Below are 25,910 nucleotides of genomic sequence, written 5' to 3'. Positions count from 1 at the left end.
CATCCCATTTCAGTCCGGCGTTTGCTATCATGCCGCCGCGCTTTTGCGGGTAATCCCGACTGTTTCACTAGGTCTTATAGTTGACTTAAATACTCGGAAATAGCATACTCGCTCTCATTCCGAACCTCCGCGGTACACGTCATGCGACTGACTACAAAGGGCCGATACGCTGTAACTGCCATGCTTGATCTGGCGTTGCACGCGCAGCATGGGCCAGTGTCTCTGGCCGATATCTCCGAGCGGCAAGGGATTTCCCTTTCTTACCTCGAGCAACTGTTCGCCAAGCTGCGCCGCAGCAATCTGGTGTCCAGCGTGCGTGGGCCGGGCGGTGGCTATCAGCTGTCCCGCAACATGCAGGGTATTCAGGTCGCTCAGGTCATCGATGCGGTCAACGAATCCGTCGATGCGACGCGCTGTCAGGGGCTCGGTGATTGCCATGCGGGTGACACCTGTCTGACCCACCACTTGTGGTGCGATCTCAGCCAGCAGATTCATGAATTTCTAAGCGGTATCAGCCTGGCCGACCTCGTCACTCGCCGTGAAGTGCAGGAAGTCGCCCAACGCCAGGACCTGCGTCGTTGCGGTAGCAAGATGCAGCAACTGGACAAGATTGAAACATCCGCCGTTGAGTGAACGCAGATGAACGCGCGGCGCGCCTGCCCGATAGGAGATATTCAATGAGATTGCCGATTTACCTCGATTATTCCGCGACGACCCCGGTCGACCCGCGTGTTGCGCAGAAGATGAGCGATTGCCTGCTGGTTGATGGCAATTTCGGTAACCCGGCTTCGCGCTCCCACGTTTTTGGCTGGAAGGCTGAAGAGTCGGTCGAGAACGCACGTCGTCAGGTCGCCGATCTGGTCAACGCCGATCCGCGTGAAATCGTCTGGACTTCCGGTGCTACTGAATCGGACAACCTCGCCATCAAGGGCGCGGCGCATTTCTATTCCACCAAGGGCAAGCACCTGATCACCAGCAAGATCGAGCACAAGGCTGTCCTGGACACCATGCGCCAGCTTGAGCGTGAAGGTTTCGAGGTCACTTACCTCGACCCGACCGAAGACGGTCTGATCACTCCGGCCATGATCGAAGCGGTTCTGCGTGACGACACCATTCTGGTTTCGATCATGCACGTGAACAATGAAATCGGCACCGTCAACGACATCGCTGCGATTGGCGAGCTGACCCGTTCGCGCGGCGTGCTGTTCCATGTCGATGCGGCTCAGTCCACCGGCAAGGTCGAAATCGACCTGTCGAAACTGAAAGTCGACATGATGTCCTTCTCCGCCCACAAGACCTATGGTCCGAAAGGGATCGGCGCGCTGTACGTCAGCCGCAAGCCGCGCGTGCGCATCGAAGCCACCATGCACGGCGGTGGTCACGAGCGCGGCATGCGTTCCGGCACCCTGGCGACTCACCAGATCGTCGGCATGGGTGAAGCCTTCCGCATCGCCAAGGAAGACATGGCGAGCGAGAACGTGCGCATCAAAGCGTTGAGCGATCGTTTCTACAAGCAGGTCGAGCACCTTGAAGAGCTCTACGTCAACGGCAGCCTGACCGCTCGCGTGCCGCACAACCTGAACCTCAGTTTCAACTACGTCGAAGGCGAGTCGCTGATCATGGCGCTCAAGGACCTGGCGGTTTCGTCCGGTTCGGCGTGCACCTCGGCCTCTCTCGAGCCTTCCTACGTGCTGCGTGCCCTGGGTCGTAACGATGAGCTGGCACACAGCTCGATCCGTTTCACCTTCGGCCGTTTCACCACCGAAGAAGAGATCGATTACGCCGCGCAGAAAGTCTGCGAGGCTGTCACCAAGCTGCGCGCTCTGTCGCCGCTGTGGGACATGTTCAAAGACGGTGTCGACATCTCCAAGATCGAGTGGGCGGCGCACTAATTCAAAGTCGCCACAGAAGCGGCACTTCGTAGCGAGTGATGGGAAGGCAGGACGAAACGGGTAAAGGGCAGAACCAGGGTTCTGGTCAGGCATCGACATCCGTTTTCAACGCAGTATCACCAAGCGCAGTAGTTGAAGTGTCGCGAGAGCGACTCACCTGATGACGAAAGGAACGAATCATGGCTTACAGCGAAAAGGTCATTGACCACTACGAGAACCCGCGCAACGTCGGCAAGATGAACGCGGAAGATCCTGATGTCGGCACCGGCATGGTTGGCGCTCCGGCGTGCGGCGACGTCATGCGCCTGCAGATCAAGGTCAACGAGCAAGGCATCATCGAAGACGCCAAGTTCAAAACCTACGGCTGCGGCTCCGCCATCGCTTCCAGCTCCCTGGCCACCGAGTGGATGAAGGGCAAGACGCTGGATGAGGCAGAAACCATCAAGAACACTCAGCTGGCTGAAGAACTGGCCTTGCCGCCAGTGAAAATCCACTGCTCGGTACTCGCTGAAGACGCCATCAAGGCCGCCGTTCACGATTACAAGCAGAAGAAAGGCCTGCTGTAAGCAGGTCTTACCCAGCTGCGTTAAGTAACTTGCGTGAAGTAAGGAGATCTGATGGCTATCAGCATGACCGAAGCTGCCGCTAATCACGTGCGTCGCTCCCTTGATGGGCGCGGTAAAGGTGACGGCATTCGTCTGGGCGTTCGTACCACCGGTTGCTCGGGCCTGGCCTACGTGCTCGAGTTCGTCGACCAGCCGGAAAGCGAAGACACGGTGTTCGAACAACATGGCGTCAAGGTGATCATCGATCCCAAGAGCCTTGTCTACCTGGACGGCACCGAGCTTGATTTCGTCAAGGAAGGGTTGAACGAAGGCTTCAAGTTCAACAACCCCAACTCGCGCGGTGAATGTGGCTGCGGCGAAAGCTTCAACGTCTGAGGCTTATTGTGGGTACTCCTTGTCATTTCGCTCTTTTTGATTTGCAGCCGGGTTTTCGTCTGGATCTGGACGCGCTTGCCTCGCGTTATCGCGAACTTGCGCGCAGCGTGCACCCCGACCGCTTTGCCGACGCTTCCGAGTCTGAGCAGCGTGTTGCGCTGGAGCGCTCCGCAAGCCTGAACGATGCCTACCAGACCTTGAAAAGCGCGCCGAAACGAGCGCGTTATCTGCTGGCCCTCAAGGGCGAGGTTCCGCTGGAAGTCACCGTGCACGATCCCGATTTTCTGATGCAGCAGATGCAATGGCGCGAAGAGCTCGAGGATCTGCAGGATGAAGCGGACCTGGAGGGTGTGGCCGTTTTCAAACGCCGGCTCAAGGTTGCACAGGAAGAACTGAACGAAAGCTTCGCGGCCTGTTGGGACGATGCTGCACAGCGTGAGCAGGCCGAAAGGCTGATGCGCCGCATGCAGTTCCTCGACAAGCTCTCCTACGAAGTGCGCCAGCTGGAAGAGCGCCTCGACGATTAACCCCGCGCCGCCTTCTGGGCGGCGCGCCAGTGATATCAGAAAAGCAATGGCTCTACTGCAGATCGCCGAACCCGGCCAAAGTCCAAAACCTCATCAGCGCCGTCTGGCCGTCGGGATAGATCTCGGCACCACCAATTCGCTCGTCGCTGCGCTGCGCAGCGGCATCAGCGAGCCGCTTCCTGACCAGAACGGAGAGGTCATTCTGCCCTCGGCCGTCCGCTATCACGCCGACCGCGTCGAAGTCGGTCAGTTGGCAAAGGATGCTGCCGCGAGCGATCCGCTCAACACCGTCATCTCCGTGAAGCGCCTCATGGGTCGCGGCATCTCCGATGTGAAGCATCTGGGTGGGCAATTGCCTTACCGCTTCAGCGGCGGTGAGTCGCACATGCCGTTCATCGAGACCGTCCAGGGGCCGAAAAGCCCGGTCGAGGTCTCGGCCGACATCCTCAAAGTGTTGCGTCAGCGTGCTGAAGCAACGCTGGGCGGTGATCTGGTCGGCGCGGTCATCACCGTTCCGGCGTACTTCGACGATGCCCAGCGGCAGGCGACCAAAGATGCCGCCAAGCTGGCAGGGCTGACGGTCCTTCGCCTGCTCAACGAGCCCACGGCCGCGGCGGTCGCCTACGGTCTGGACCAGAATGCCGAAGGCGTCGTGGCGATTTACGACCTGGGTGGCGGCACGTTCGATATCTCGATCCTGCGCCTGACCGGCGGCGTGTTCGAAGTCATGGCGACCGGCGGCGACAGCGCGCTGGGTGGCGACGACTTCGACCATGCCATCGCCAGCTGGATCATTGCTGAAGCCGGTTTGTCCGACGATCTTGATCCTTCCGCTCAGCGCAGCCTGATGCAGACTGCGTGTGCGGCCAAGGAAGCCTTGACTGACACCGACGCGGTCGACGTCGTTCATGGCTCGTGGTCCGGCGTGCTGACCCGCGCCGCTTTCGACGCGCTGATCGAGCCGATGATCGCGCGCAGCCTGAAGGCCTGTCGGCGTGCGGTTCGCGACTGTGGCATCGAGCTGGAAGAGATCGAGGCGGTCGTCATGGTCGGCGGCTCCACCCGCGTGCCGCGCGTGCGTGAGGCGGTGGCCGAACTGTTCGGGCGCCAGCCATTGACCGAGATCGATCCGGATCAGGTGGTTGCCATCGGTGCCGCGATTCAGGCCGATACGCTGGCCGGCAACAAGCGTGACGGCGGTGAACTGCTGTTGCTCGACGTGATTCCACTGTCCCTGGGGCTTGAAACCATGGGCGGCCTTATGGAGAAGGTGATTCCGCGCAACACCACGATTCCGGTGGCGCGCGCTCAGGAATTCACCACCTACAAAGACGGCCAGTCGGCGATGATGATTCACGTGCTGCAAGGCGAGCGTGAGCTGATCAGCGATTGCCGCTCGCTGGCACGATTCGACTTGCGCGGCATCCCTGCGATGGTCGCTGGCGCGGCGAAAATTCGCGTCACCTTCCAGGTCGATGCCGATGGTCTGCTCAGCGTTTCGGCGCGCGAGCTGGCGTCGGGCGTCGAGTCGAGCATTCAGGTCAAGCCATCCTATGGCCTGACCGACGGCGAAATCACACGCATGCTCAAGGACTCCTTCCAGTATGCCGGTGACGACAAGGTGGCCCGCGTTCTGCGTGAGCAACAGGTCGACGCCCAGCGTCTGATCGAGGCCGTGGAAGGTGCGCTGCAAGCCGACGGCGAGCGTTTGCTCGACGCCGAAGAGCGCATGGTCATTGCGCTGCAGATGGACGAACTGCGTGAATTGATGAAGGGCACCGATGGCGCGGCTATCGAGCAGCAGACCAAGCGTCTGTCGCAGGTAACCGATGCATTCGCCGCCCGCCGCCTGGACTCGACGGTGAAAGCCGCGTTGTCGGGGCGCAACCTGAATGAGATTGAGGAATAACTGATGCCGCAGGTCATTTTTCTGCCCCACAAGGAGTTCTGTCCGGACGGGCTGGTGGTCGAGGCCGAGCCGGGCATATCCATCCTTGAGCTGGCCCACGAGCACCACATCGAGATGGAAAGTGCGTGTGGCGGCGTGTGCGCCTGCACCACTTGTCATTGCGTCATCCGCGAGGGTTTCAATTCGCTGGAGGAGGCCGATGAGCTGGAGGAAGACTATCTTGATCGTGCCTGGGGTCTGGAAGCGACGTCTCGTCTCGCCTGTCAGGCGAAGGTTGGCACCGAAGACCTGACCGTCGAGATTCCGAAATATTCGCTTAACCATGCAGCCGAAGCGCCGCACTGACTGAGGGATTGTCATGAGCTACGGTTGGAATGACGTACAACGCATCGCTGAAGAGTTGCACGAGGCTCATCCTGATACCGATCCCTATTCGGTCAGCTTCGTCAAACTGCAGCAGATGATCCGGCAACTGCCGGATTTCGACGAGACATCCGGTCGAGTCGGCGAGAAGGTACTGGAAGCGGTCCAGACCCTCTGGGCCGATGAAATAGACTGATCATCTTTGCACGTTAGGCAATACACCAGAACCCGCGTATAATTCGCGGGTTTAATTTTTCGCAACAATCACTGTTTCTGGAGTTACACCATGGCTGTTCAACGTACTTTCTCGATCATCAAGCCTGACGCCGTTGCTAAAAACGTTGTGGGCAAGATCACCACCCGTTTCGAAGACGCCGGTCTGCGTGTCGTTGCTTCGAAAATGAAGCAACTGTCCAAGGCCGAAGCAGAAGGTTTCTACGCTGAGCACAGCGCCCGTGGTTTCTTCGGTGACCTGGTTGCCTTCATGACTTCCGGTCCTGTCGTTGTTCAGGTTCTGGAAGGCGAAAACGCTATCGCTCGCAACCGTGAGCTGATGGGCGCTACCAACCCTAAAGAAGCTGCTGCCGGCACCATCCGTGCTGACTTCGCCGAGTCCATCGACGCCAACGCCGTCCACGGTTCGGACTCCGAAGCCGCTGCCGCTCGCGAAATCGCTTACTTCTTCGCTGCTACCGAGGTAACCACTCGCTAAGCTGCTGCTGCGAGTGAGGGTGAATCCATGACTGAGACAACTGGCAAAATCAACCTGTTGGGCCTGACCCAGCCGGAAATGGAAAAATTCTTCGAGTCAATCGGGGAGAAACGCTTCCGCGCCGGTCAGGTCATGAAGTGGATTCACCATTTTGGCGTCGATAATTTCGAAGCCATGACGAACGTCGGCAAGGCGCTGCGCGAAAAGCTCGAGCGTCGAGCCGAAATTCGTGGTCCCGAAGTCGTCAGCGAGGACATCTCAAGCGACGGCACCCGTAAGTGGGTGGTGCGCGTGGCGTCCGGCAGCTGCGTCGAGACCGTTTACATTCCGCAGGGTAAACGCGGCACCTTGTGTGTGTCGTCCCAGGCGGGCTGCGCGCTGGACTGCAGTTTCTGCTCCACCGGCAAGCAAGGCTTCAATAGCAACCTCACCGCCGCCGAAGTCATCGGCCAGGTGTGGATTGCCAACAAATCCTTCGGCAGTGTCCCGGCCACCATCGACCGTGCCATCACCAACGTGGTGATGATGGGGATGGGCGAGCCATTGCTGAACTTCGACAATGTCGTGTCCGCCATGCATCTGATGATGGATGACCTGGGCTACGGCATCTCCAAGCGCCGGGTGACCTTGTCCACCTCTGGCGTGGTGCCGATGATCGATGAGCTTGCCAAGCACATCGACGTCTCCCTGGCCCTTTCGCTGCACGCGCCGAATGACGCGCTGCGCAACCAGCTGGTGCCGATCAACAAGAAATACCCGCTCAAGGTGTTGCTCGAGTCGTGCCGCAATTACATGTCGGCCCTCGGCGAGAAGCGCGTATTGACCATCGAATACACCCTGCTCAAAGACGTCAACGACAAGCCTGAGCACGCTGTTGAAATGATCGAGCTGCTCAAGGACACCCCTTGCAAGATCAACCTGATCCCGTTCAACCCGTTCCCGCATTCGGGTTACGAGCGTCCCAGCAATAACGCGATTCGCCGTTTCCAGGATCTGCTTCATCACGCCGGGTATAACGTCACTGTACGCACCACGCGTGGCGAGGACATCGACGCCGCCTGCGGCCAGCTGGTCGGCCAGGTGATGGATCGCACCCGCCGTAGCGAGCGCTACATCGCCGTGCGCGAACTCAGCGCCGAGGCCGAAGGGGCTCAGGTCGCCACGGCCCGCAACTGACTGCGAATTTGACTGAGAGGATCTCTATGTCCCTGCGCGCTGCGCTGCTGCTGTGTCTTGCCACATTGCTGGTCGGCTGTGTTTCTACCGGCAACGTTGATCCGCTGAGCACAGGCAAGGGGCGTGAAGAGGCTCGTCAGGCTTATGTGCAGTTGGGGCTGGGTTACCTGCAGCAAGGACAGATGGAGCGGGCGAAGGCGCCTCTGAAGAAAGCGCTGGAGCTGGACAGTTCCGACGCCGACGCCAATGCTGCCCTCGGTCTGGTGTTCCAGGCTGAAATGGAGCCGGAACTGGCCAATCAGTACTACACCAAGGCGTTGTCCGCCCGTCCCAAGGATGCGCGGATCCTCAACAACTACGGCGGCTTTCTCTACGAGCAGAAGCGTTACAAGGAAGCTTATGAGCGCTTCGAGCAGGCTGCCGATGATAACCTCTATGCCGAGCGGGCTCGGGTATTCGAGAACCTTGGCATGACCTCCCTGATGCTGGGGGATCGTGAAACGGCTCGCGAGCATTTCGACAAGGCCTTGCGACTCGATCGTCAACAACCGCGCGCTTTGCTGGAAATGGCTGAGTTGTCTTACGAAGACAGGCATTATGTGCCGGCGCGTGACTACTACGACCGTTTCAGCCAGTTGAGCGAGCAGAATGCACGTAGTCTGTTGCTTGGCACGCGGCTGGCGAAGATCTATGACGATCGCAACAAGGCAGCCAGTTATGGCCTGCTACTAAAAAGACTCTATCCCGGTACGCCGGAATATCAGCAATACCTGTCGGAGCAATGATGAAAGCGGCGCATCCCGAAGTTGTAGCAGCCACTCGCTCGAACCCTGGTGAAACACTGCGTCAGGTTCGCGAGAGCAAAAACTGGTCGCTGCCAGATGTGGCTTTGAGGCTGAACCTCACCGTGACTTCCCTGAGCTATCTGGAAGCAGGCGATTTTGACAAGCTCCCCGGCCACACGTTTGCCAGGGGCTACATCCGTGCGTACGCCAAATTGATGGGTCTGGACCAGGCCGCGCTGGTCAACGAGTTCGACCAGTACACCGGCACCGACGGCAAGGGCAGCAATGTTCATGCGCTTGGTCGCATCGAAGAGCCGGTGCGCCTGTCGCACAACATCCTGCGAATCGTCAGTCTTCTGCTGCTCATCGCCTTGATCGGCGGCGGTTTCGTGTGGTGGCAGGATCAGGCCACCCTGCGCGGCAAGGAGCCGACCAATCTGGGCATGGAGCACGTCGAAGTCGAAAGCGCCGACGGTACCACCCAGATTCATCCGCTCGACGAACCTGAAGACCAGGCTGTCGCTCAGGGCCAGGCCGAGCCCGAGCCGCTGCCCCTGAATAACGGCGACACTTCCGCCTCTGCGCCGACCACTTCGACCGCGCCGAACACGCCTGCACCGGTGACAACGGCTCCGGCAACCGGGGCTGCGCCGGCCCATGGCACGCCCGCAACGCCGGCTGTGCCTGCGCACTCCGCACCGACGCCTGGCGCGCCTGCCGTAGCGGCGACGCCGGCTCCGGCTCAGGCACCTGCTGCGGCTGCTACGGAAGCGGCCCCGGTGCCTGCCGGTTTCGGTCAGGTTCAGATCCGGTTCAGCGCCGATTGCTGGTTCCAGGTCACCGATGGCAACGGCAAGGTGCTGACCAGCGGCCTCAAGCGCTCCGGCGACAGCGTGGACGTCAGCGGCAAGCCGCCTCTGGCCGTGCGCCTGGGCGTGGCGCGCGCTGCACAGGTCAGCTACAACGGGCAGCCGGTCGACGTCACACCTTTCACTTCGGGCCAGACGGCTCGCATGAAGCTAGGGCAATAAGTCATGCACGGCGAATCTCCGATCAAACGTCGCGAATCTCGTAAAATCTGGGTCGGCTCCGTGCCGGTTGGCGGTGATGCGCCGATCGCTGTACAGAGCATGACCAACAGCGACACCAATGATGTTGCCGCCACCGTTGCGCAGATCAATCGTCTGGAAGCGGCCGGGGTGGACATTGTCCGCGTATCCGTTCCAGACATGGATGCCGCCGAGGCATTCGGGCGCATCAAGCAGCTGGTCAAGGTGCCACTGGTTGCCGATATTCATTTCGACTACAAGATTGCACTGCGTGTGGCGGAGCTGGGCGTCGACTGCCTGCGTATCAACCCGGGCAACATCGGTCGTGAAGACCGCGTGCGTGCTGTGGTCGATGCGGCACGCGACCGCGGCATCCCGATCCGGATCGGCGTCAACGCCGGTTCGCTGGAAAAAGACCTGCAGAAGAAATACGGCGAGCCTACGCCCGCAGCGCTGGTCGAGTCGGCACTGCGCCACGTCGAGCACCTCGACCGCCTCGATTTCCAGGACTTCAAGGTCAGCGTCAAGGCTTCCGATGTGTTCATGGCAGTGGAGGCTTACCGCCTGCTGGCCAGGCAAATCGTCCAGCCCTTGCACCTTGGCATCACCGAAGCGGGTGGTTTGCGTTCAGGCACAGTGAAATCGGCCGTCGGCCTAGGTATGCTGCTGGCCGAAGGAATCGGCGATACCATCCGTATCTCGCTGGCCGCCGATCCCGTTGAAGAGGTCAAAGTCGGTTACGACATCCTCAAGTCGCTGCACCTGCGTTCCCGTGGCATCAACTTCATCGCCTGCCCGAGCTGCTCGCGGCAGAACTTCGATGTGGTCAAGACCATGAACGAGCTGGAAGGGCGCCTTGAAGATCTGCTGGTCCCGCTGGATGTCGCGGTGATCGGTTGCGTGGTGAACGGTCCGGGCGAAGCCAAGGAGGCCCATATCGGTCTCACCGGTGGCACGCCGAACCTGATCTACATCGACGGCAAACCATCGCAAAAGCTGACCAATGACAATCTCGTGGACGAGCTGGAGCGCTTGATCCGTGAGAAAGCGGCCGAAAAGGCCCAGGCCGACGCAGCGCTGATCGTTCGCGGCTAACCCAGTTTCCAAGGAATTTTTGTGAGTAAGTCTCTACAAGCCATTCGTGGCATGAACGACATCCTGCCGGACCAGACGCCGCTGTGGCGCTACTTCGAAGGCACCGTATCGCGTTTGCTGGATAACTACGGCTATCGCCAGATCCGCATGCCGATCGTCGAGTTCACCGACCTGTTCAAACGCTCGATCGGCGAAGTCACCGACATCGTCGAAAAAGAGATGTACACCTTCGCCGACCGCAACGGCGACTCGCTGACCCTGCGCCCTGAAGGCACGGCTGCGTGCGTGCGTGCGGTGCTGGAGCATGGCATCACCGGTGGTGGCCAGGTCCAGAAACTCTGGTACATCGGTCCGATGTTCCGTCATGAGCGTCCACAAAAGGGCCGCTATCGTCAGTTCCACCAGATTGGCGTTGAAGTCTTCAACCTCGACGGTCCGGACATCGATGCCGAGCTCATCGTGCTGACATGGCGTCTCTGGGGCCTGTTGGGCATCCGCAATGCGGTCAAGCTTGAGCTCAACAGTCTGGGCACCAGCGAAGCACGCGCTCGTTATCGTGAAGCGCTGGTTGCCTATCTTTCCGCCCGTATCGATCAACTGGATGAAGACAGCCAGCGCCGGTTGAAGACCAACCCGTTGCGTGTGCTCGACACCAAGCACCCTGAAACCCAGGCTGTTCTGGTCGACGCGCCGAAACTGGCGGACTATCTGGACGAAGAGTCCCGGGTTCACTTCGAAGGCCTGAAAGCGCGTCTGGACGCCGCAGGCATTCCGTATGTGATCAACCCGAAGCTGGTTCGTGGCCTGGATTACTACAGCAAGACCGTTTTCGAATGGGTGACCGATCAGTTGGGCGCTCAGGGTACCGTTTGCGCGGGCGGTCGTTACGACGGCCTGGTCGAGCAGATGGGCGGCAAGCCAACCGCCGGCGTCGGTTTTGCCATGGGCATCGAGCGGCTGGTGCTGCTGCTGGAGACGCTGGAACAGGTGCCGGAAGAAATCTCCCGTACGCTCGACGTCTACGTCTGTGCGTTCGGCGAAGCCGCCGAGCTTGCAGCATTGGCGTTGTCCGAGCGTCTGCGTGATCAGGCGCCGGGTCTGCGTCTGCAGGTCAATGCTGGCGCGGGCAGTTTCAAGAGCCAGTTCAAAAAGGCCGACAAGAGCGGCGCACTGTACGCCTTGATCCTCGGTGACGAGGAACTGGCTCGCAAGGAGGTGGGCGTCAAACCTCTGCGCGGTCAGGGTGAACAACAAAATATTGCCTGGGATGCTCTGTCCGAGCACCTGGCCGCCTGCATCGTGCAGGGTTGAAGCTGATAAACAGCCGAATTAGATAGGAGTATTGGGGTGTCGAGTACCGATGATGAACAGCTGGCGGCGGTAAAAGACTGGTGGCAGCGTAACGGCAAGCCCCTGGTCACCGGCGGTCTGCTCGCGGTTATCGTGGTGTTGGGCTGGCAGGCCTGGCATCGCTATCAGAACAACCAGGCACAAGGTGCTTCGGCCCTGTATCAGCAATTGCTGGAAACCGCGCTGACGCCCAGCGGCCAGGCTGATGCAGGTCGCGTGGCCGAAATTGCCGGCAAGCTGAAGAGCGATTTCGGTGGTACGGCGTACGCCCAGTACGGCAGCCTGTTCGTGGCGAAAGTCGCTGTGGACACTGGCAAGCTGGATGACGCAGCCAACGAACTGAAGTCGGTCACCGACAAGCCAGCCAACGCAACGCTGGGCGAAATCGCCCGCCAGCGTCTGGCGCGTGTGCTCGCGGCACAGAACAAGGCTGAAGACGCGCTGAAGCTGCTCGACGGCCAGCCTGACAAGGCCTTCCTTGCCAGCCGCGAAGAGCTGCGTGGCGACCTGCTGGTTCAGTTGGGTCGTACCGACGACGCCTATGCTGCCTACAAAAAGGCCAAAGCTGCGCTTTCCGAAGAAGCGGCAGTGGGTGGCCTGCAAATGAAGCTCGACGATCTGGCGAAAGGGGATGCGTGACGTGATTCGTTGGAAACATGCAGCATTGCTGGCTCTGGCCGTTCTGGCCGCGGGTTGCAGCAGCAACAGCAAGAAGGAATTGCCTCCAGCCGAGCTGGTCGATTTCAAGGAAGAAGTGTCCCTGCAGAAGCTGTGGAGTCGTTCGGTCGGTGACGGTCAGGGCGAGATCTACAACATGCTGGTTCCAGCGATCGACGGCGAGAACATCTACGCCGCCGATGCCAACGGTCTGGTCATGGCGATCAACCGCAGCAACGGCGACGTGGTCTGGAAGAAAGAGCTCGAGCGTCCGGTCTCCGGTGCGGTCGGCGTAGGCTACGGCATGGTCATGCTCGGCACGCTGCGTGGCGAAGTCATCGTCCTTGACGAAGCCACCGGCGAGCAGAAATGGAAAGCCAAAGCGACCAGCGAAGTGCTGTCGGCTCCGGCCACCAACGGTGATGTCGTGGTCGCGCAGACCCAGGACGATCGCGTGATCGGCTACGACGCTGCCACCGGCGATCAGCGCTGGATCTACGAAAGCAGTCCCGCGGTTCTGACCCTGCGTGGCACGGGCGCTCCGATCGTCACCAATCAGCTGGCCATCGCCGGTCTGTCGACGGGCAAGGTCGTGGCACTCGACATCAATAACGGTGTGCCTGCGTGGGAGCAACGCGTTGCGATTCCACAAGGTCGCTCCGAGCTGGATCGCGTCGTCGACATCGACGGCGGCCTGCTGCTCTCGGGCAATACCCTGTATGTCGCCACGTATCAGGGGCGGGTTGCCGGGCTGGAACTGCAAAGCGGCCGCGTGCTGTGGCAGCGTGATGCGTCGAGCTACTCAGGCGTGGCCCAGGGCTTTGGCAGCGTCTACGTTTCCCTGGCCACCGGCACGGTCGAAGGCATCGACGAGCGTTCTTCCACCGGTCTGTGGAGCAACGACTCGCTGGCACGTCGCCAACTGGGCGCGCCGGAAGTGTTTTCCAGCTACGTAGCGGTCGGCGACATGGAAGGTTATCTGCACCTGCTCAGCCAGGTCGATGGCCACTTCGTTGCGCGCGAGCGCATTGACAGCGATGGCTTGCGTGCACGCCCGCTGGTATCGGGCAACACCATTTACGTCTTCGGTAACAGCGGCAAGCTCGAAGCCCTGACGATCAAGTAGTGGCTGTCTATGCTTGAGGGGCCGTGTCGCGGCTTCCCTCGAGCGGCCCCGATTTCACGGGGCCTACGGCACCTCGGGTGCCGCTCCGAACTCCGGCCGCTGCCTTGCAGCGGCTTTTGTATTTTCTGAAATAACGAAGTGGAGAGCCGCATGGTTCCCGTAATCGCCCTGGTGGGTCGACCGAACGTCGGCAAGTCCACCTTGTTCAACCGCCTGACCAGGACTCGCGACGCCATCGTCGGCGACTTGTCCGGTCTGACCCGTGATCGCCAGTACGGTGAGGCCAAGTGGCAAGGGCGTACCTACATTCTGATCGACACCGGCGGTATTTCCGGTGACGAACACGGCATGGACGAAAAAATGGCCGAGCAATCCCTGCTCGCCATCGAAGAAGCCGATGTCGTGTTGTTCCTCGTTGACGCCAAGGCAGGCTTCACGGCCGCCGACCAGATGATTGGCGAGCACCTGCGCAAGCGCAACAAGACTTCCTACGTGATCGCCAACAAGGTCGACAACATCGACCCTGACATGGCCCGCGCCGAATTCGCGCCGCTGGGTATGGGCGATGCAATCCCGATCGCGGGCGCACACGGTCGCGGCATCACCCAGATGCTGGAAATCGCGCTGCGCGAATTCCCCAAGGATGCGGACGAAGCCGAAGACGGCGAGGACGAAGACGTCGCCGAGGGTGAAGAAGCCAAGCGTATTCCCGGCCCGAGCGAGAAAGACGGTATCAAGATCGCCATCATCGGGCGTCCCAATGTCGGCAAGTCGACGCTGGTCAACCGCATGCTGGGCGAAGACCGGGTCATCGTCTATGACCAGCCAGGCACGACGCGCGACAGTATCTACATCCCGTTCGAACGCAACGACGAGAAGTACACGCTGATCGACACCGCAGGTGTGCGCAAGCGCGGCAAGATCCACGAGGAAGTCGAGAAGTTCTCGGTGGTGAAGACCCTCCAGGCGATCAAAGACGCCAACGTGGTGATTTTCGTGATGGACGCCCGCGAAGGGGTCGTCGACCATGACTTGAACCTGCTGGGCTTCGCACTGGAAGCGGGCCGCGCCCTGGTGATCGCGTTGAACAAGTGGGACGGCATGGAGCCGAGCGAACGTGACTACGTGAAGACCGAACTGCAGCGCAGGCTGTTCTTCGTCGACTTCGCCGACATTCACTTCATTTCGGCACTGCACGGCACCGGCGTCGGCAATCTGTATCAATCGGTGCAGGCGTCGTTCAAGTCCGCCGTCACCCGCTGGCCGACCAGCCGTCTGACCCAGATCCTCGAAGACGCCGTCAGCGAACACCAGCCGCCGATGGTCAACAGTCGCCGGATCAAGCTGCGTTATGCGCACCTGGGTGGCGCAAACCCGCCGCTGATCGTGATCCACGGCAACCAGGTCGAGAAGGTGCCGAAGTCTTACGTGCGCTACCTGGAAAACACCTACCGTCGTGTGCTCAAGCTGGTCGGTACGCCGATCCGCATCGAGTTCAAGGGTGGGGAAAACCCGTACGAAGGCAACAAGAACACGCTGACTGACCGTCAGGTCAACAAGAAGCGCCGTTTGATGTCGCACCACAAGAAAGCCGAGAAGAAGCGCAAGGACAAGCGCTGATCCGGTAACGGACTTTCTCGGAAAAAGGCGCCAATGGCGCCTTTTTTTGTGCGCGACATCTGGGCTATCCTGCGGGTCCCCGTGCCGTCAAGGAGCCGGGTGTGGAGCAGGAAAACCCTATGATCACCAGCAAATTGCCGAACGTTGGCACCACCATTTTCACCGTGATGTCCCAGCTTGCCGCGGAAACCGGGGCGATCAATCTGTCTCAGGGTTTTCCCGATTTCGATGGGCCCGACGCGCTGCGTGAAGCCCTCTGCCGTCACACAATGGACGGCCACAATCAATACGCGCCGATGACCGGACTGCCCGCGCTGCGGGAGCAGGTCGCGGCCAAGATCGCGCGCGTTTACGGGCGCAGCGTGAATGCCGACAGCGAGGTCACCATCACACCGGGCGCAACCCATGCCATTTTCTGCGCGATCCAGACCGTGGTTCGGGCGGGCGACGAGGTCATCGTTTTCGATCCGTGCTACGACAGCTACGAACCTTCCGTGGAGCTCGCCGGAGGTCGCTGCGTGCATGTGCAGCTCAAGGATGGCGACTTCTCCATCGATTGGGAGCAACTGACCGCAGCGCTGAGTCCGCGCACCCGCATGATCATCATCAACACGCCGCACAACCCGAGCGGTGCGTTGATCACACGCGCCGAGCTGGATCAGTTGGCAGCGTTGATTCGTGATCGCGACATCTACCTTGTCAGCGACGAGGTCTATGAACACCTGGTGTTCGACGGCGTGAAACATGCGAGCGTGCTGGCGCATGAAGAGCTTTACCAGCGCGCCTTCGTGGTCAGCTCGTTCGGCAAGACCTACCACGTAACGGGCTGGAAAACCGGCTACCTGGTGGCGCCACCCGCGCTGACTGCTGAAATGCGCAAGATTCACCAGTTCGTTGGTTTCTGTGGCGTGACACCGCTGCAATGGGCGCTGGCCGATTTCATGGCGGCCTGCCCTGAGCATGTCGAGGAGTTGCCGGCGTTCTATCAGGCCAAGCGAGACTTTTTCTGTGACCGACTCGAGTCCTCGCGTTTCAGCTTCACCCGCGCGGCCGGCACCTATTTTCAACTGGTCGATTACTCGAATATCCGTCCGGACCTGAATGATGTCGACATGTCGCTGTGGATGACCCGCGAGCATGGCGTGGCGAGCATCCCTGTTTCGGTGTTCTACCAGAACCCGCCTGAAGGCCAGCGCATTATCCGGCTGTGCTTCCCCAAGCGTGAGGAGACGCTGCGTCTGGCAGCGGAAAAACTATGCGCGATCTGAGCAACCTGCCCAATCTGAACATCGCCTTGGTGCAAACCACGCTGGCGTGGCACGACTGCCAGGCCAATCACGCCCACTTCGAGGAGTTGCTGGAGCAGGCGCATGGCGCCGATCTGGTGATTCTTCCGGAGATGTTCACGACGGGTTTCTCGATGGAGTCCGAGCGACTGGCCGAGCCGGAAAACGGTGAGACCAGCGCCTGGATGCTCAGTCAGGCCCGGCGACTGGACGCAGTGGTGACAGGCAGCGTGATCATACGTGCCGCCGACGGCAGCCATCGCAACCGCCTGCTGTGGGCGAGGCCGGACGGCGAGTTGTTGCACTACGATAAACGCCATCTGTTTCGCATGGCAGGCGAACACGAGCACTACAGTCCTGGCGAGCGGCAAGTGCAGTTCGAACTCAAGGGCTGGCGGATTCGTCCGTTGATTTGTTACGACCTGCGCTTTCCGGTGTGGAGCCGGGATGCGCAAGACACCGATCTGCTGCTGTACACCGCCAACTGGCCCGGCGCCCGTCGTCAGCATTGGAACCGCTTGTTGCCGGCACGGGCCATCGAGAACCTGTGCTACGTCGCGGCGGTGAACAGGGTCGGCATTGACGGAAAGGGCTTCGCCTATACCGGCGACAGCCAGGTGCTGGACTTTCAGGGCGAGAGCCTGCTCAACATCGGTGAAGCCGATGGAGTGTTCCAAGTCAGTCTGTCTGCGGAAAGCCTGTCAGCGTACCGTCTGAAATTCCCGGCATATCTCGACGCTGATACATTCGAGATACACTAAGTTCATAGAGTTTGCGGGGGTTGCGGTCGATAGCGGTGGTACCAAAACAGGAGATCGGTATGACCACCATCAACGCTTCCTCACTCAGCGCTTACTCCAGCACCTTCACCGTTGCTGTCAAAAAAGACACGACGACAGCGACGACTGGCAGCAGCGACGACACCTCGACCACCGCAGCCGCAGCCTCGACGTCCGCATCGAGCGGCGCGGGCGGCGCACCGGCTGCGGGCGGGGCCAGCGGCAGTTCGGATTCCTCCAGCGAGAGCGAGCAGGCGATCGAGAAGCTCGAGCAGCAGATCAAGGAAACCGAGAAACGCCTGCAGGAGCAAGAACAGCAGTTGGCAGCGGCTCAGGCGAGCAAGGGGTCTGACGAGGAAAAGTCGCAGCGCGTCATGGCGATTCAAGGCCAGATCTCGACGACCACCGCCAGCCTCGCCACGCAGGAAGCTGCGCTGGTGCAACTGCAGAAGTCGGGCAGCATCAACACCACCGCCTGATACCTCGCACCGCAACGCGCCCCGTGGCCTGGCCATGGGGCGTTCGCATGCGCGTCGATCAATGAACTTCAGTTCTGTGTAAGTCCGCCGATACAAAGTGCACTAAACAGGAGTTCATCATGACTACCATCAACACCAGTTCGTTGAGTCCTTACGCAAGTGCCTTCACCGCTGGCTTCAAAAACGATGAGTCGACCAAGACGGACGCGACCACTGCCACTGTGAATCTGCGCGGTAATGTCTACCAGACCCCTGAAGCGTCGGGCGCTGGCAAGGCAGAAGAGGGCGGCACGCCACGCGACCAGATGATCAAGCAGTTGCAAGAGCAGATCAAACAAGCGCAGAAGATGCTGCAGCAACAGCAGCAGCAACTGGCCGCGGTGCACGCCAGCAAGGCGAGCGATCAGGAAAAAGCTCAGCAGGCCATGGCCATCGAGCAGCAGATGGCGAACACCAACGCGCAGATCACCTCGCTCCAGGGTTCGCTCCTTGAATTGATGAAAGGCAGCGTCGACACCACCGCCTGATCGTTCCAGTACAAATGCAAAGGCCCTGAAGTGTTCGCTTCAGGGCCTTTATTTTTCGGGTGCCGCTAACCCCTGGCGAGGCGCGGGATCAAGCCGCCTCAGCCGCTGCTTCGGACTGCAACAGCGCACGGTTCAGGGCGCTGAACAGGGCCTTGAAGCTGGCCGTCGTGATGTTCTCGTCAATGCCGACGCCATGGAGGGCGCGCTCGCCGTTGACGCGCAACTCGATGTACGCCGCTGCCTTGGCAGTGGTGCCCGCACCGATGGCGTGCTCGTTGTAGTCCATGATCTCGGCTTTGACCGGCAGGCCGGCAACCAGCGCTTCCAGCGCGCCATTACCGGTGCCTTTCCAGCGCAGATTGTTTTCGCCATCGCCTTTGCCGGTCACTTCCACTTCGACGGCGCTATGGCCGTTTTCTTCCTGAAGACGGTGGCTGACCAGCGCGTACGGCTTATTGGCCTGCAGGTATTCACGCTTGAACAGCGAGTAGATCTGCTGCGCGGTCATTTCCAGGCCCAGGCGGTCGGTCTCGCCCTGAACCACTTGGCTGAACTCGATCTGCATGCGGCGCGGCAGGGAGATGCCGTATTCCTGTTCCAGCAGATAGGTGATGCCGCCTTTGCCGGACTGGCTGTTCACACGGATCACCGCTTCGTAGCTGCGGCCAATGTCGGCAGGGTCGATCGGCAGGTAAGGGACTTCCCACAGGGCGTCGTCTTTCTGCTGCGCGAAACCCTTGCGGATGGCGTCCTGGTGCGAACCGGAGAAGGCGGTGTGAACCAGATCGCCGACGTAGGGGTGACGTGGGTGAACCGGAATCTGGTTGCATTCTTCGACGACCTTGCGCACGCCGTCGATGTCGGAAAAGTCCAACTGCGGATTCAGGCCTTGGGTGTACATGTTCAGCGCAACCGTCACCAGATCCACGTTGCCGGTGCGTTCGCCGTTGCCGAACAGGCAGCCTTCAACGCGGTCCGCGCCTGCCATCAGGCCCAGCTCAGTGGCTGCAACGCCGGTGCCGCGGTCGTTGTGAGTGTGCAGGCTGATAATCACGCTGTCGCGACGGGAGATGTTGCGGCAGAACCACTCGATCTGGTCGGCGTAAATGTTCGGCGTGGCGACTTCGACGGTGGCGGGCAGGTTGAGGATCACCTTGTTCTGCGGAGTGGCGTTCCACACTTCGATCACCGCGTCACAGACTTCCTTGGCGAAATCCAGTTCGGTGGCGCTGAAGGTTTCCGGGGAATACTCGAACTGCCATTGGGTTTCAGGCTGCTGCGCGGCGTATTTGACGAACAGCTTGGCGGCATTGACGGCAATTGCCTTGATGCCTTCCTTGTCCTGATTGAACACGATGCGACGGAACGACGGCGACGTGGCGTTATACAGGTGAACGATGGCTTTCTTGGCCCCGCGCAGGGATTCGAACGTGCGTGCGATCAGGTCTTCGCGGCCTTGGGTCAGCACTTGAATCGTCGTATCGTCAGGGATATGGCCGTCTTCGATCAGGGTGCGCACAAAGTCGAAATCGGTTTGCGATGCCGCCGGAAAGGACGCTTCGATTTCTTTGACGCCTACCTGAACGAGGGTCTTCCAGAACCGCAGCTTTTTGACCGAATCCATTGGCTCGATCAGCGATTGGTTGCCGTCACGCAGGTCGGAACTGCACCAGATCGGCACCTCGGTGATGGTCTTGGAAGGCCAGGTGCGGTCGGGCAGGTCGATGACAGGAAACGCGCGGTACTTCGTCGAGGGATCTTTGAGCATGGTCATGTGAATAATCCTTTTTGTATTGAGGGCCGAGAGAAGGCGGCCAGCCGGTTTTACAAGATGGGGGCGAGGCACCGCGATTCAGCTAGGCAGTCGTGCGCTGACGAGACTGAGGCAGCGATGTTGACGCAGCAGAATGAGGGTGTGAGAGGTTTTCATGAAGCCAACCGTAACCAATTGGGGTGAAAGGTGGCAAGCAGTTGGGAAAAATTGGGAGGAGTATTCGAATATTCATGTTTTATGAATATTTATGCCTGGATTAGGCACCGCTACAGGATTTTATTGCCGAGTGATTTCGTCCCGCGCAATACATCCCGTTGTAGGAGCGCGCTTGCCCGCGATGGCGTTGTGTCAGTCCCCACATATGGCACTGGCACAACCCGTTCGCGGGCAAGCGCGCTCCTACAGGTTTGTGATGCTACGGCTGGAAGGCGTTGATAAAAATCGCCGGATCGACCCGGGCATCGTTCAGGCTGACGTTCCAGTGCATATGAGGACCTGTGGCCCTGCCCGTTGAACCCACGCGCCCGACCACGCCGCCACGCGGCACCGAATCGCCGACCTTCACGTCGATCTTCGACATATGGCAGAACATGCTGATGAACCCCTGGCCGTGATCGACGAACACCGTGTTGCCATTGAAGAAGTAGTTGCCGATCAGTATCACCTTGCCCGCTGCCGGAGCTTTGATAGGCGTGCCAGCAGGCACGGCGAAGTCCAGACCCGCATGGGGGTTGCGCTCTTCGCCATTGAAAAAGCGGCGTACACCGAATTTGCTGGAAAGCGGCCCGTCGACCGGTTTATCCAGCAGCAGGTTGCTCGGCGTGCCGGGGCTGAAGCTGCGATAAGCGCGCACTTGCACATCCAGCTCTTGCTCGATGCGCTTGAGGTCATCCGGGTCTGGATTGACCTGACGCTGGTTTTTCAGAGTGATGCGCTGCTCGGGGTATTTCTTGCTGCCGACCGTGAATGACAGGTTCCGGCCGCCGCTGTTTACCTGTTGCGACGTGCCAGGTTTGATCGTCAACGGGATGCCGACAATCGCCAGCCAGCGGGCGTCCTGATCCCTGACGACCAATACCGGTTTGCCTTGCCACGTGGCTTTCGGTGCCTGCGCGGCCGGCCCCAGATCGACCACGGCGACGCCGCCAGGAACGGGCTTGTTCAGCAGTCGCGAAATATAGCTGTCGGCGTGGGCCGGCAGCGCCAGGCACAGGGCCAGCGCCGTGCTGGCCAGAGAACGGAGAATAAAAGGCAGCATTGATCAGTCCAGAAGAGAAAGGGTGACGGGCGTCAGGTGGTTGTCTTCGACGCGGACCTGCAATTCGCCCTCAGCAAGCTTTGCGGTCAGGCGCTGGCCGGTGTGGGTCTGTTGCGCCTGGCGAATCGCCTTGCCGCGTTCGTCCAGCAAAATGCTATAGCCACGGCCCAGGGTCGCGAGCGGGCTGACCACGTTCAGCGTCTGGACCTGACTCTGCAATTGCAAGCGGCGGGTCTTGAGGTTTTCCCGGATCGCGCGCGGCAAGCGCTCGGCAAGCACGTCCAGGCGTTGGCGCAGAAATGCCAGCGTGCGTCCCGGATGCTGCGCCGCCAGACGGCTTTCGAGATGGCTGATGCGCACTTGTCGCTTGTGCATCTGCTGTTCGAAGGCCCGACGCATGCGCATGTCCAGATCATCCAGGCGTTGGGCCCGTTGACGCAGACGCTCACCCGGATGGCGCAGACGCCGTGAAATGCCGTCCAGCCGCAGCCGCTCGCGCATCAGGCGGTCCTGCATGCGACTGGTGAGCCGGCGCTGCAGGCTGTCGACGCGACGATGCAGGTCGCTGGAGTCCGGCGCCAACAGCTCGGCCGCCGCCGACGGGGTCGGCGCGCGAACGTCAGCGACGAAGTCACTGATCGACACGTCGGTTTCATGGCCGACCGCGCTGACGATGGGCGTGACACACGCGTCGATGGCGCGGGCGACCGCTTCTTCGTTGAAGCACCAGAGGTCCTCCAGCGAGCCGCCGCCGCGCGCGAGGATAAGCGCGTCGAAGCCTCGGCTGTCCGCCAGCTTCAACGCCCGCACGATCTGACCGATCGCTTCGCGGCCCTGAACTGCAGTGGGGATCAGCGTCAGTTCGACCCGCGGCGCGCGACGTCGGAACACGCTGATGATGTCGCGTATGACGGCGCCAGTGGGCGAGCTGATGATGCCGATCCGCTGCGGGTGCAAGGGCAGGGCGACCTTGCGCTCGGCGCTGAACAGCCCCTCGGCACTGAGTTTTTCCTTGAGTGCGTCGAAGGCCAGACGCAGCGCGCCATCGCCCGCAGGCTCCACCGTATCGAGTATCAGCTGATAATCGCCGCGGCCTTCGAACAGCGAAACCTTGCCCCGCACCTTCACCGCCAGACCGTCTTTCAGCGCCTGACGCACGCGCGCGGCATTGCTGCGAAACAACGCGCAACGCACTTGGGCGCCAGTGTCCTTGAGCGTGAAATAAACGTGGCCGGATGCCGGGCGAGACAGGTTGGAGATTTCGCCCTCGACCCAGATGCTGGAAAACACATCTTCCAGCAGCACGCGCGCACGGCCGTTGAGCTGGCTGACAGTGAGGACTTCCCGGTCAAGGCCGAGTCTTGCGAAGGGGTCTTTGATCATGACGGGCATGATAAAGGCATTAGCTGGCGATGTCGTGTATCAGCGGCTGGCGCAGACCCTGTAGGAACAGTCGGGAGTTACCACGGCCGCGAATGCGGTGGATCAGGCAGCCGCTGATTCTCAGGCTCGACACAATCGCGAGCAAGCTCGCTCCTGCAGTATGCTGTGCCAACTTTGCCCGGCTACGGAAATACAATGTTCACCACCCTCACCGAGTTGTCGGGTGCCTTCATCGAGTTGGGTTTGAGCCCGACCGACTGGCTCTTCATAGAAGGCGGCGTCATCGCTGCCTATCTGGTGTTCGCCATTGCCGGGTTTGGCACGGCGTTGGTCGCGGGGCCGGTGCTGATTCATTTCATGCCGCTCTCGCGGATCATTCCGCTGCTGGTCATGCTGGATTTCCTGGCCGCGTTCAGCCATTTCCTGCCGTCGCGACAATCCGTGGTGCGCTCGGAATTGCTGCGCATGGTGCCGTGCATGGCAGTGGGCTGCACCTTGGGCGTGCTGTTCCTGCTCAACCTCAAATCCGATGTTCTGCTTTTATTGATGGGGCTGTTTCTGGTGAGTTATTCGCTGTACAGCCTGGCGGTGAAGGTGCGCCCCACTCAACTGTCCGCGGGCTGGTCGATTCCGATGGGTACCGTCGGTGGATTGTTCGGCGCCCTGTTCGGCAGCGGCGGATTTCTCTATGCGATCTACCTGAACGGCCGGCTCACCGACAAGAACCAGGCCCGCGCAACGCAGAACGCGCTGATCAGTTGCAGCACCATCGTGCGCCTGAGTCTGTTCGTGATCACCGGCGTCTACGCGCAGCTTTCTCTTTTACTCCTCGCCGTTTGCCTGCTGCCGGCGATGATCGTCGGGTCCTGGATCGGACGTCGGCTGGTCATGCGCCTGTCGCGTGAGATGTTCGTGCGACTGGTGACCTGGCTGGTGCTGATCAGCGGTATCACGCTCATCGGCCGATACCTCGCCGGTTGAGCGCCACACTTGACGTCGCCGGCAGCGGGATTAAGCTGCCGCCCCCGATCAAACGTCAGACAGGCCTGTCATGAACACGCAGAGCATCATCGTCCCGCAAATTTCCAGCTTTCCCGGGCATGAAGCGAAAGCGCGAGCCATTTTGCGCTGGCTGGTGAAGCGCGAAGTGGTGGAAGAGGCGCTGACGACCTGCGGCCGCAGCTTCAACCGGATGGCCTATGCCATTGCGCCCGGCGCCCGGCGAATCGTCGAAAATCCTGACGCGTTGCCGTATGGCAAGCCGGTCAACGGCCTGGAGATTGTCCTCAAGCGCTGCATTTATACGCCGCAGCAGGGATTCAAGGAGGAGGCCGGTTGCCCCGAGTGCCGACGTGAGATCGGTGAGGCATTGTTCGACAGCCTGGAAGAATGGATGCCCGGCCATACGGACAATTTCATGTGCCCCGAATGCCGCCACGAAGACGACATCAATGGCTTCCTGTTCCTCGACCCGTGCGGGTTTTCCAACCTGGGGTTCATCTTCAACGATTGGTTGGAGGCAGGGTTCAAGGCCAGCTTTCTGGAAGAGTTCGCCGAACGTCTGGATCGCCCGGTGTCCTTCGTCAAAGTCCGGTTATGAATGCAAGTTGCGCCGATAGAGCGTGTCGATCAACCTGATTATCAAATAGGCTGATCTTTACATTGAGCAAGGCCACCTGTCTGGGTATAATGGCGCGCTTCCATTTTCCCGCTCGGGAGCCCAGCGATGCTGCGTATCAGCCAAGAAGCCCTTACATTCGACGACATTCTCCTTGTGCCCGGTTATTCCGAGGTGCTTCCCAACGAAGTCAGTCTGAAAACCCGATTGACCCGTGGCATCGAACTGAACATCCCCCTCGTTTCCGCCGCTATGGACACCGTCACTGAAGCCCGCCTGGCCATCGCCATGGCTCAGGAAGGCGGCATCGGCATCATCCACAAGAACATGACCATCGAGCAGCAAGCTGCTGAAGTGCGCAAGGTCAAGAAGTTCGAAGCGGGTGTGGTCAAGGACCCGATCACCATCGAAGCGGATGCCACGGTTCGCGATCTGTTCGAACTGACCCGTCAGCACAACATTTCCGGTGTTCCGGTCCTGCACGACGGCGAGCTCGTCGGCATCGTGACCTCCCGCGACATCCGTTTTGAAAACCGTCTGGACGTGCCCGTCCGCGAAGTGATGACCCCCAAAGAGCGTCTGGTCACTGTCCGCGAAGGCGCCGACAAGTATGAAGTGCGCGATCTGCTGCACAAACACCGTCTTGAAAAAGTCCTGATCGTCGACGACAAGTTCGCGCTCAAGGGCATGATGACCGTCAAGGACATCGAGAAATCCAAAGCCTACCCGCTGGCCAGCAAGGACGACCAGGGTCGTCTGCGGGTCGGCGCTGCAGTCGGCACCGGCAAGGACACCGGCGAGCGCGTCAGTGCGCTGGTCGCCGCCGGCGTTGACGTCATCGTCGTCGACACCGCCCACGGCCATTCCAAAGGCGTGATCGACCGCGTTCGCTGGGTCAAGCAGACTTACCCTGACGTACAGGTCATCGGCGGCAACATCGCCACCGGCGCTGCGGCTCGCGCGCTGGTCGAGGCGGGCGCTGACGGCGTCAAGGTCGGCATCGGCCCTGGCTCCATCTGCACCACCCGTATCGTGGCCGGTGTCGGCGTACCGCAAATCAGCGCCATTGCCAACGTGGCTTCCGCGCTGGAAGGCACTGACGTTCCCCTGATCGCCGACGGCGGCATCCGTTTCTCCGGTGACCTGTCCAAGGCCATCGTTGCCGGTGCGTACTGCGTGATGATGGGTTCGATGTTCGCCGGTACCGAAGAAGCACCGGGCGAAATCGAACTGTTCCAGGGCCGCTCGTACAAGGCGTATCGCGGCATGGGTTCGCTGGGTGCAATGTCCCAGGCGCAAGGCTCCTCCGACCGCTACTTCCAGGATTCCTCGGAAGGCGCCGAGAAGCTGGTTCCGGAAGGCATCGAAGGCCGCGTCGCCTACAAGGGCTCGCTGACTGCCATCGTTCACCAGTTGATGGGCGGCCTGCGCTCCTCGATGGGCTACACCGGCAGCGCCGACATTCAGGAAATGCGCACCAAGCCTGAATTCGTTCGCATCACCGGCGCCGGCATGGCTGAATCCCATGTCCACGACGTGCAGATCACCAAGGAAGCGCCGAACTATCGCGTAGGTTGATCCGGAGTGCGCCGGTTGTTTCGGCG

The 25,910-nt window shown here is 60.5% G+C and carries 27 protein-coding genes; 24 read left to right on the top strand and 3 right to left on the bottom strand.

Annotated elements, in window-relative coordinates; genetic code table 11:
- The first annotated feature begins 141 nt into the window (after positions 1 to 141).
- The 21 genes from iscR to AAGQ88_RS21345 all read left to right on the top strand — a co-directional run bounded on the left by iscR (position 142) and on the right by AAGQ88_RS21345 (position 18,273).
- Entirely contained in the window at positions 142 to 633 is a 492-nt protein-coding gene (iscR, locus tag AAGQ88_RS21445; RefSeq protein WP_285422477.1) for a Fe-S cluster assembly transcriptional regulator IscR, read from the top strand.
- A 44-nt stretch (positions 634 to 677) separates the two neighbouring features.
- Positions 678 to 1,892, top strand: coding sequence for an IscS subfamily cysteine desulfurase (locus tag AAGQ88_RS21440; RefSeq protein WP_093463000.1), 1,215 nt, complete (start codon positions 678 to 680; stop codon positions 1,890 to 1,892).
- 179 nt (positions 1,893 to 2,071) lie between these two features.
- On the top strand, positions 2,072 to 2,458 hold the full coding sequence (gene iscU / locus AAGQ88_RS21435; protein ID WP_093463004.1) for a Fe-S cluster assembly scaffold IscU: 387 nt from the start codon (positions 2,072 to 2,074) through the stop codon (positions 2,456 to 2,458).
- Between the two features lie 51 nt (positions 2,459 to 2,509).
- A complete protein-coding gene (gene iscA / locus AAGQ88_RS21430) occupies positions 2,510 to 2,833 on the top strand; it encodes an iron-sulfur cluster assembly protein IscA (RefSeq protein WP_093463007.1) in 324 nt (107 codons plus the stop codon).
- Positions 2,834 to 2,841: 8 nt separating this feature from the next.
- Positions 2,842 to 3,360: a co-chaperone HscB gene (gene hscB, locus AAGQ88_RS21425; protein ID WP_285422475.1), complete on the top strand. Its 519-nt coding sequence runs from the start codon at positions 2,842 to 2,844 to the stop codon at positions 3,358 to 3,360.
- 46 nt (positions 3,361 to 3,406) lie between these two features.
- Positions 3,407 to 5,269: a Fe-S protein assembly chaperone HscA gene (hscA, locus tag AAGQ88_RS21420; RefSeq protein WP_285422474.1), complete on the top strand. Its 1,863-nt coding sequence runs from the start codon at positions 3,407 to 3,409 to the stop codon at positions 5,267 to 5,269.
- Between the two features lie 3 nt (positions 5,270 to 5,272).
- Entirely contained in the window at positions 5,273 to 5,614 is a 342-nt protein-coding gene (gene fdx, locus AAGQ88_RS21415) for an ISC system 2Fe-2S type ferredoxin (RefSeq protein WP_093463015.1), read from the top strand.
- A 13-nt stretch (positions 5,615 to 5,627) separates the two neighbouring features.
- Entirely contained in the window at positions 5,628 to 5,828 is a 201-nt protein-coding gene (gene iscX, locus AAGQ88_RS21410; protein ID WP_342653496.1) for a Fe-S cluster assembly protein IscX, read from the top strand.
- A 90-nt stretch (positions 5,829 to 5,918) separates the two neighbouring features.
- Positions 5,919 to 6,344, top strand: coding sequence for a nucleoside-diphosphate kinase (ndk, locus tag AAGQ88_RS21405; RefSeq protein WP_093463021.1), 426 nt, complete (start codon positions 5,919 to 5,921; stop codon positions 6,342 to 6,344).
- 27 nt (positions 6,345 to 6,371) lie between these two features.
- The gene (gene rlmN / locus AAGQ88_RS21400; RefSeq protein ID WP_342653495.1) at positions 6,372 to 7,520 is read left to right on the top strand and encodes a 23S rRNA (adenine(2503)-C(2))-methyltransferase RlmN; all 1,149 of its coding nucleotides are present in this window, start codon (positions 6,372 to 6,374) and stop codon (positions 7,518 to 7,520) included.
- A gap of 26 nt (positions 7,521 to 7,546) precedes the next feature.
- Positions 7,547 to 8,305 carry a type IV pilus biogenesis/stability protein PilW gene (gene pilW / locus AAGQ88_RS21395; RefSeq protein ID WP_093463027.1) on the top strand — a complete coding sequence of 253 codons (759 nt, stop codon included), beginning with the start codon at positions 7,547 to 7,549 and terminating at the stop codon, positions 8,303 to 8,305.
- Entirely contained in the window at positions 8,305 to 9,336 is a 1,032-nt protein-coding gene (locus AAGQ88_RS21390; RefSeq protein ID WP_342655856.1) for a RodZ family helix-turn-helix domain-containing protein, read from the top strand. The genes pilW and AAGQ88_RS21390 overlap by 1 nt, the downstream gene beginning before the upstream one ends.
- 3 nt (positions 9,337 to 9,339) lie before the next feature.
- Positions 9,340 to 10,449, top strand: coding sequence for a flavodoxin-dependent (E)-4-hydroxy-3-methylbut-2-enyl-diphosphate synthase (gene ispG, locus AAGQ88_RS21385; RefSeq protein WP_093463035.1), 1,110 nt, complete (start codon positions 9,340 to 9,342; stop codon positions 10,447 to 10,449).
- A gap of 21 nt (positions 10,450 to 10,470) precedes the next feature.
- Entirely contained in the window at positions 10,471 to 11,760 is a 1,290-nt protein-coding gene (gene hisS / locus AAGQ88_RS21380) for a histidine--tRNA ligase (RefSeq protein WP_342653494.1), read from the top strand.
- Between the two features lie 36 nt (positions 11,761 to 11,796).
- Positions 11,797 to 12,438, top strand: a complete 642-nt coding sequence (locus tag AAGQ88_RS21375; protein WP_285422470.1) for a tetratricopeptide repeat protein — start codon at positions 11,797 to 11,799, stop codon at positions 12,436 to 12,438.
- On the top strand, positions 12,431 to 13,582 hold the full coding sequence (gene bamB / locus AAGQ88_RS21370) for an outer membrane protein assembly factor BamB (protein WP_285422469.1): 1,152 nt from the start codon (positions 12,431 to 12,433) through the stop codon (positions 13,580 to 13,582). Before AAGQ88_RS21375 ends, bamB begins: the two co-directional genes overlap by 8 nt.
- A 150-nt stretch (positions 13,583 to 13,732) precedes the next feature.
- Positions 13,733 to 15,202, top strand: a complete 1,470-nt coding sequence (gene der / locus AAGQ88_RS21365) for a ribosome biogenesis GTPase Der (RefSeq protein ID WP_093463045.1) — start codon at positions 13,733 to 13,735, stop codon at positions 15,200 to 15,202.
- Between the two features lie 119 nt (positions 15,203 to 15,321).
- Positions 15,322 to 16,470, top strand: a complete 1,149-nt coding sequence (locus tag AAGQ88_RS21360) for a pyridoxal phosphate-dependent aminotransferase (protein WP_342653493.1) — start codon at positions 15,322 to 15,324, stop codon at positions 16,468 to 16,470.
- Positions 16,458 to 17,249 (top strand): amidohydrolase, encoded by a 792-nt coding sequence (locus AAGQ88_RS21355; protein ID WP_342653492.1) that lies wholly within the window; start codon positions 16,458 to 16,460, stop codon positions 17,247 to 17,249. The genes AAGQ88_RS21360 and AAGQ88_RS21355 overlap by 13 nt, the downstream gene beginning before the upstream one ends.
- Before the next feature lie 59 nt (positions 17,250 to 17,308).
- Positions 17,309 to 17,746 carry a hypothetical protein gene (locus AAGQ88_RS21350; protein WP_342653491.1) on the top strand — a complete coding sequence of 146 codons (438 nt, stop codon included), beginning with the start codon at positions 17,309 to 17,311 and terminating at the stop codon, positions 17,744 to 17,746.
- Positions 17,747 to 17,865: 119 nt separating this feature from the next.
- Positions 17,866 to 18,273, top strand: a complete 408-nt coding sequence (locus AAGQ88_RS21345; protein ID WP_342653490.1) for a hypothetical protein — start codon at positions 17,866 to 17,868, stop codon at positions 18,271 to 18,273.
- A gap of 88 nt (positions 18,274 to 18,361) precedes the next feature.
- On the opposite strand, the gene leuA is transcribed toward AAGQ88_RS21345, so the two are convergent.
- From leuA to xseA, 3 genes are all read right to left on the bottom strand, one after another.
- Positions 18,362 to 20,047, bottom strand: coding sequence for a 2-isopropylmalate synthase (gene leuA / locus AAGQ88_RS21340; protein WP_342653489.1), 1,686 nt, complete (start codon positions 20,045 to 20,047; stop codon positions 18,362 to 18,364).
- 415 nt (positions 20,048 to 20,462) lie between these two features.
- Positions 20,463 to 21,305, bottom strand: coding sequence for a peptidoglycan DD-metalloendopeptidase family protein (locus AAGQ88_RS21335; RefSeq protein ID WP_093463060.1), 843 nt, complete (start codon positions 21,303 to 21,305; stop codon positions 20,463 to 20,465).
- 3 nt (positions 21,306 to 21,308) lie between these two features.
- The gene (xseA, locus tag AAGQ88_RS21330) at positions 21,309 to 22,688 is read right to left on the bottom strand and encodes an exodeoxyribonuclease VII large subunit (RefSeq protein ID WP_342655855.1); all 1,380 of its coding nucleotides are present in this window, start codon (positions 22,686 to 22,688) and stop codon (positions 21,309 to 21,311) included.
- Positions 22,689 to 22,883: 195 nt separating this feature from the next.
- On the opposite strand from xseA, the gene AAGQ88_RS21325 reads away from it, so the two are divergent.
- The 3 genes from AAGQ88_RS21325 to guaB all read left to right on the top strand — a co-directional run bounded on the left by AAGQ88_RS21325 (position 22,884) and on the right by guaB (position 25,884).
- Positions 22,884 to 23,669 (top strand): sulfite exporter TauE/SafE family protein, encoded by a 786-nt coding sequence (locus tag AAGQ88_RS21325; RefSeq protein ID WP_342653488.1) that lies wholly within the window; start codon positions 22,884 to 22,886, stop codon positions 23,667 to 23,669.
- 70 nt (positions 23,670 to 23,739) lie between these two features.
- Positions 23,740 to 24,288 carry a sugar ABC transporter ATPase gene (locus tag AAGQ88_RS21320; protein ID WP_285422462.1) on the top strand — a complete coding sequence of 183 codons (549 nt, stop codon included), beginning with the start codon at positions 23,740 to 23,742 and terminating at the stop codon, positions 24,286 to 24,288.
- Between the two features lie 126 nt (positions 24,289 to 24,414).
- Positions 24,415 to 25,884 carry an IMP dehydrogenase gene (guaB, locus tag AAGQ88_RS21315; RefSeq protein ID WP_285422461.1) on the top strand — a complete coding sequence of 490 codons (1,470 nt, stop codon included), beginning with the start codon at positions 24,415 to 24,417 and terminating at the stop codon, positions 25,882 to 25,884.
- Positions 25,885 to 25,910 lie beyond the last annotated feature (26 nt).

It is taken from the genome of Pseudomonas sp. F3-2, assembly GCF_038804275.1.
Taxonomy (GTDB): domain Bacteria; phylum Pseudomonadota; class Gammaproteobacteria; order Pseudomonadales; family Pseudomonadaceae; genus Aquipseudomonas.
This window is presented reverse-complemented; position numbering and strand designations above follow the sequence as displayed.

Bases quoted from the DNA above. Each gene is read 5' to 3' on its own strand.
- iscR (WP_285422477.1), top strand. From the start codon at position 142: ATGCGACTGACTACAAAGGGCCGATACGCTGTAACTGCCATGCTTGAT.
- AAGQ88_RS21440 (WP_093463000.1), top strand. From the start codon at position 678: ATGAGATTGCCGATTTACCTCGATTATTCCGCGACGACCCCGGTCGAC.
- iscU (WP_093463004.1), top strand. From the start codon at position 2,072: ATGGCTTACAGCGAAAAGGTCATTGACCACTACGAGAACCCGCGCAAC.
- iscA (WP_093463007.1), top strand. From the start codon at position 2,510: ATGGCTATCAGCATGACCGAAGCTGCCGCTAATCACGTGCGTCGCTCC.
- hscA (WP_285422474.1), top strand. From the start codon at position 3,407: ATGGCTCTACTGCAGATCGCCGAACCCGGCCAAAGTCCAAAACCTCAT.
- fdx (WP_093463015.1), top strand. From the start codon at position 5,273: ATGCCGCAGGTCATTTTTCTGCCCCACAAGGAGTTCTGTCCGGACGGG.
- iscX (WP_342653496.1), top strand. From the start codon at position 5,628: ATGAGCTACGGTTGGAATGACGTACAACGCATCGCTGAAGAGTTGCAC.
- ndk (WP_093463021.1), top strand. From the start codon at position 5,919: ATGGCTGTTCAACGTACTTTCTCGATCATCAAGCCTGACGCCGTTGCT.
- rlmN (WP_342653495.1), top strand. From the start codon at position 6,372: ATGACTGAGACAACTGGCAAAATCAACCTGTTGGGCCTGACCCAGCCG.
- pilW (WP_093463027.1), top strand. From the start codon at position 7,547: ATGTCCCTGCGCGCTGCGCTGCTGCTGTGTCTTGCCACATTGCTGGTC.
- AAGQ88_RS21390 (WP_342655856.1), top strand. From the start codon at position 8,305: ATGAAAGCGGCGCATCCCGAAGTTGTAGCAGCCACTCGCTCGAACCCT.
- ispG (WP_093463035.1), top strand. From the start codon at position 9,340: ATGCACGGCGAATCTCCGATCAAACGTCGCGAATCTCGTAAAATCTGG.
- bamB (WP_285422469.1), top strand. From the start codon at position 12,431: ATGCGTGACGTGATTCGTTGGAAACATGCAGCATTGCTGGCTCTGGCC.
- der (WP_093463045.1), top strand. From the start codon at position 13,733: ATGGTTCCCGTAATCGCCCTGGTGGGTCGACCGAACGTCGGCAAGTCC.
- AAGQ88_RS21360 (WP_342653493.1), top strand. From the start codon at position 15,322: ATGATCACCAGCAAATTGCCGAACGTTGGCACCACCATTTTCACCGTG.
- AAGQ88_RS21355 (WP_342653492.1), top strand. From the start codon at position 16,458: ATGCGCGATCTGAGCAACCTGCCCAATCTGAACATCGCCTTGGTGCAA.
- AAGQ88_RS21350 (WP_342653491.1), top strand. From the start codon at position 17,309: ATGACCACCATCAACGCTTCCTCACTCAGCGCTTACTCCAGCACCTTC.
- AAGQ88_RS21345 (WP_342653490.1), top strand. From the start codon at position 17,866: ATGACTACCATCAACACCAGTTCGTTGAGTCCTTACGCAAGTGCCTTC.
- leuA (WP_342653489.1), bottom strand. From the start codon at position 20,047: ATGACCATGCTCAAAGATCCCTCGACGAAGTACCGCGCGTTTCCTGTC.
- AAGQ88_RS21335 (WP_093463060.1), bottom strand. From the start codon at position 21,305: ATGCTGCCTTTTATTCTCCGTTCTCTGGCCAGCACGGCGCTGGCCCTG.
- xseA (WP_342655855.1), bottom strand. From the start codon at position 22,688: ATGATCAAAGACCCCTTCGCAAGACTCGGCCTTGACCGGGAAGTCCTC.
- AAGQ88_RS21325 (WP_342653488.1), top strand. From the start codon at position 22,884: ATGTTCACCACCCTCACCGAGTTGTCGGGTGCCTTCATCGAGTTGGGT.
- AAGQ88_RS21320 (WP_285422462.1), top strand. From the start codon at position 23,740: ATGAACACGCAGAGCATCATCGTCCCGCAAATTTCCAGCTTTCCCGGG.
- guaB (WP_285422461.1), top strand. From the start codon at position 24,415: ATGCTGCGTATCAGCCAAGAAGCCCTTACATTCGACGACATTCTCCTT.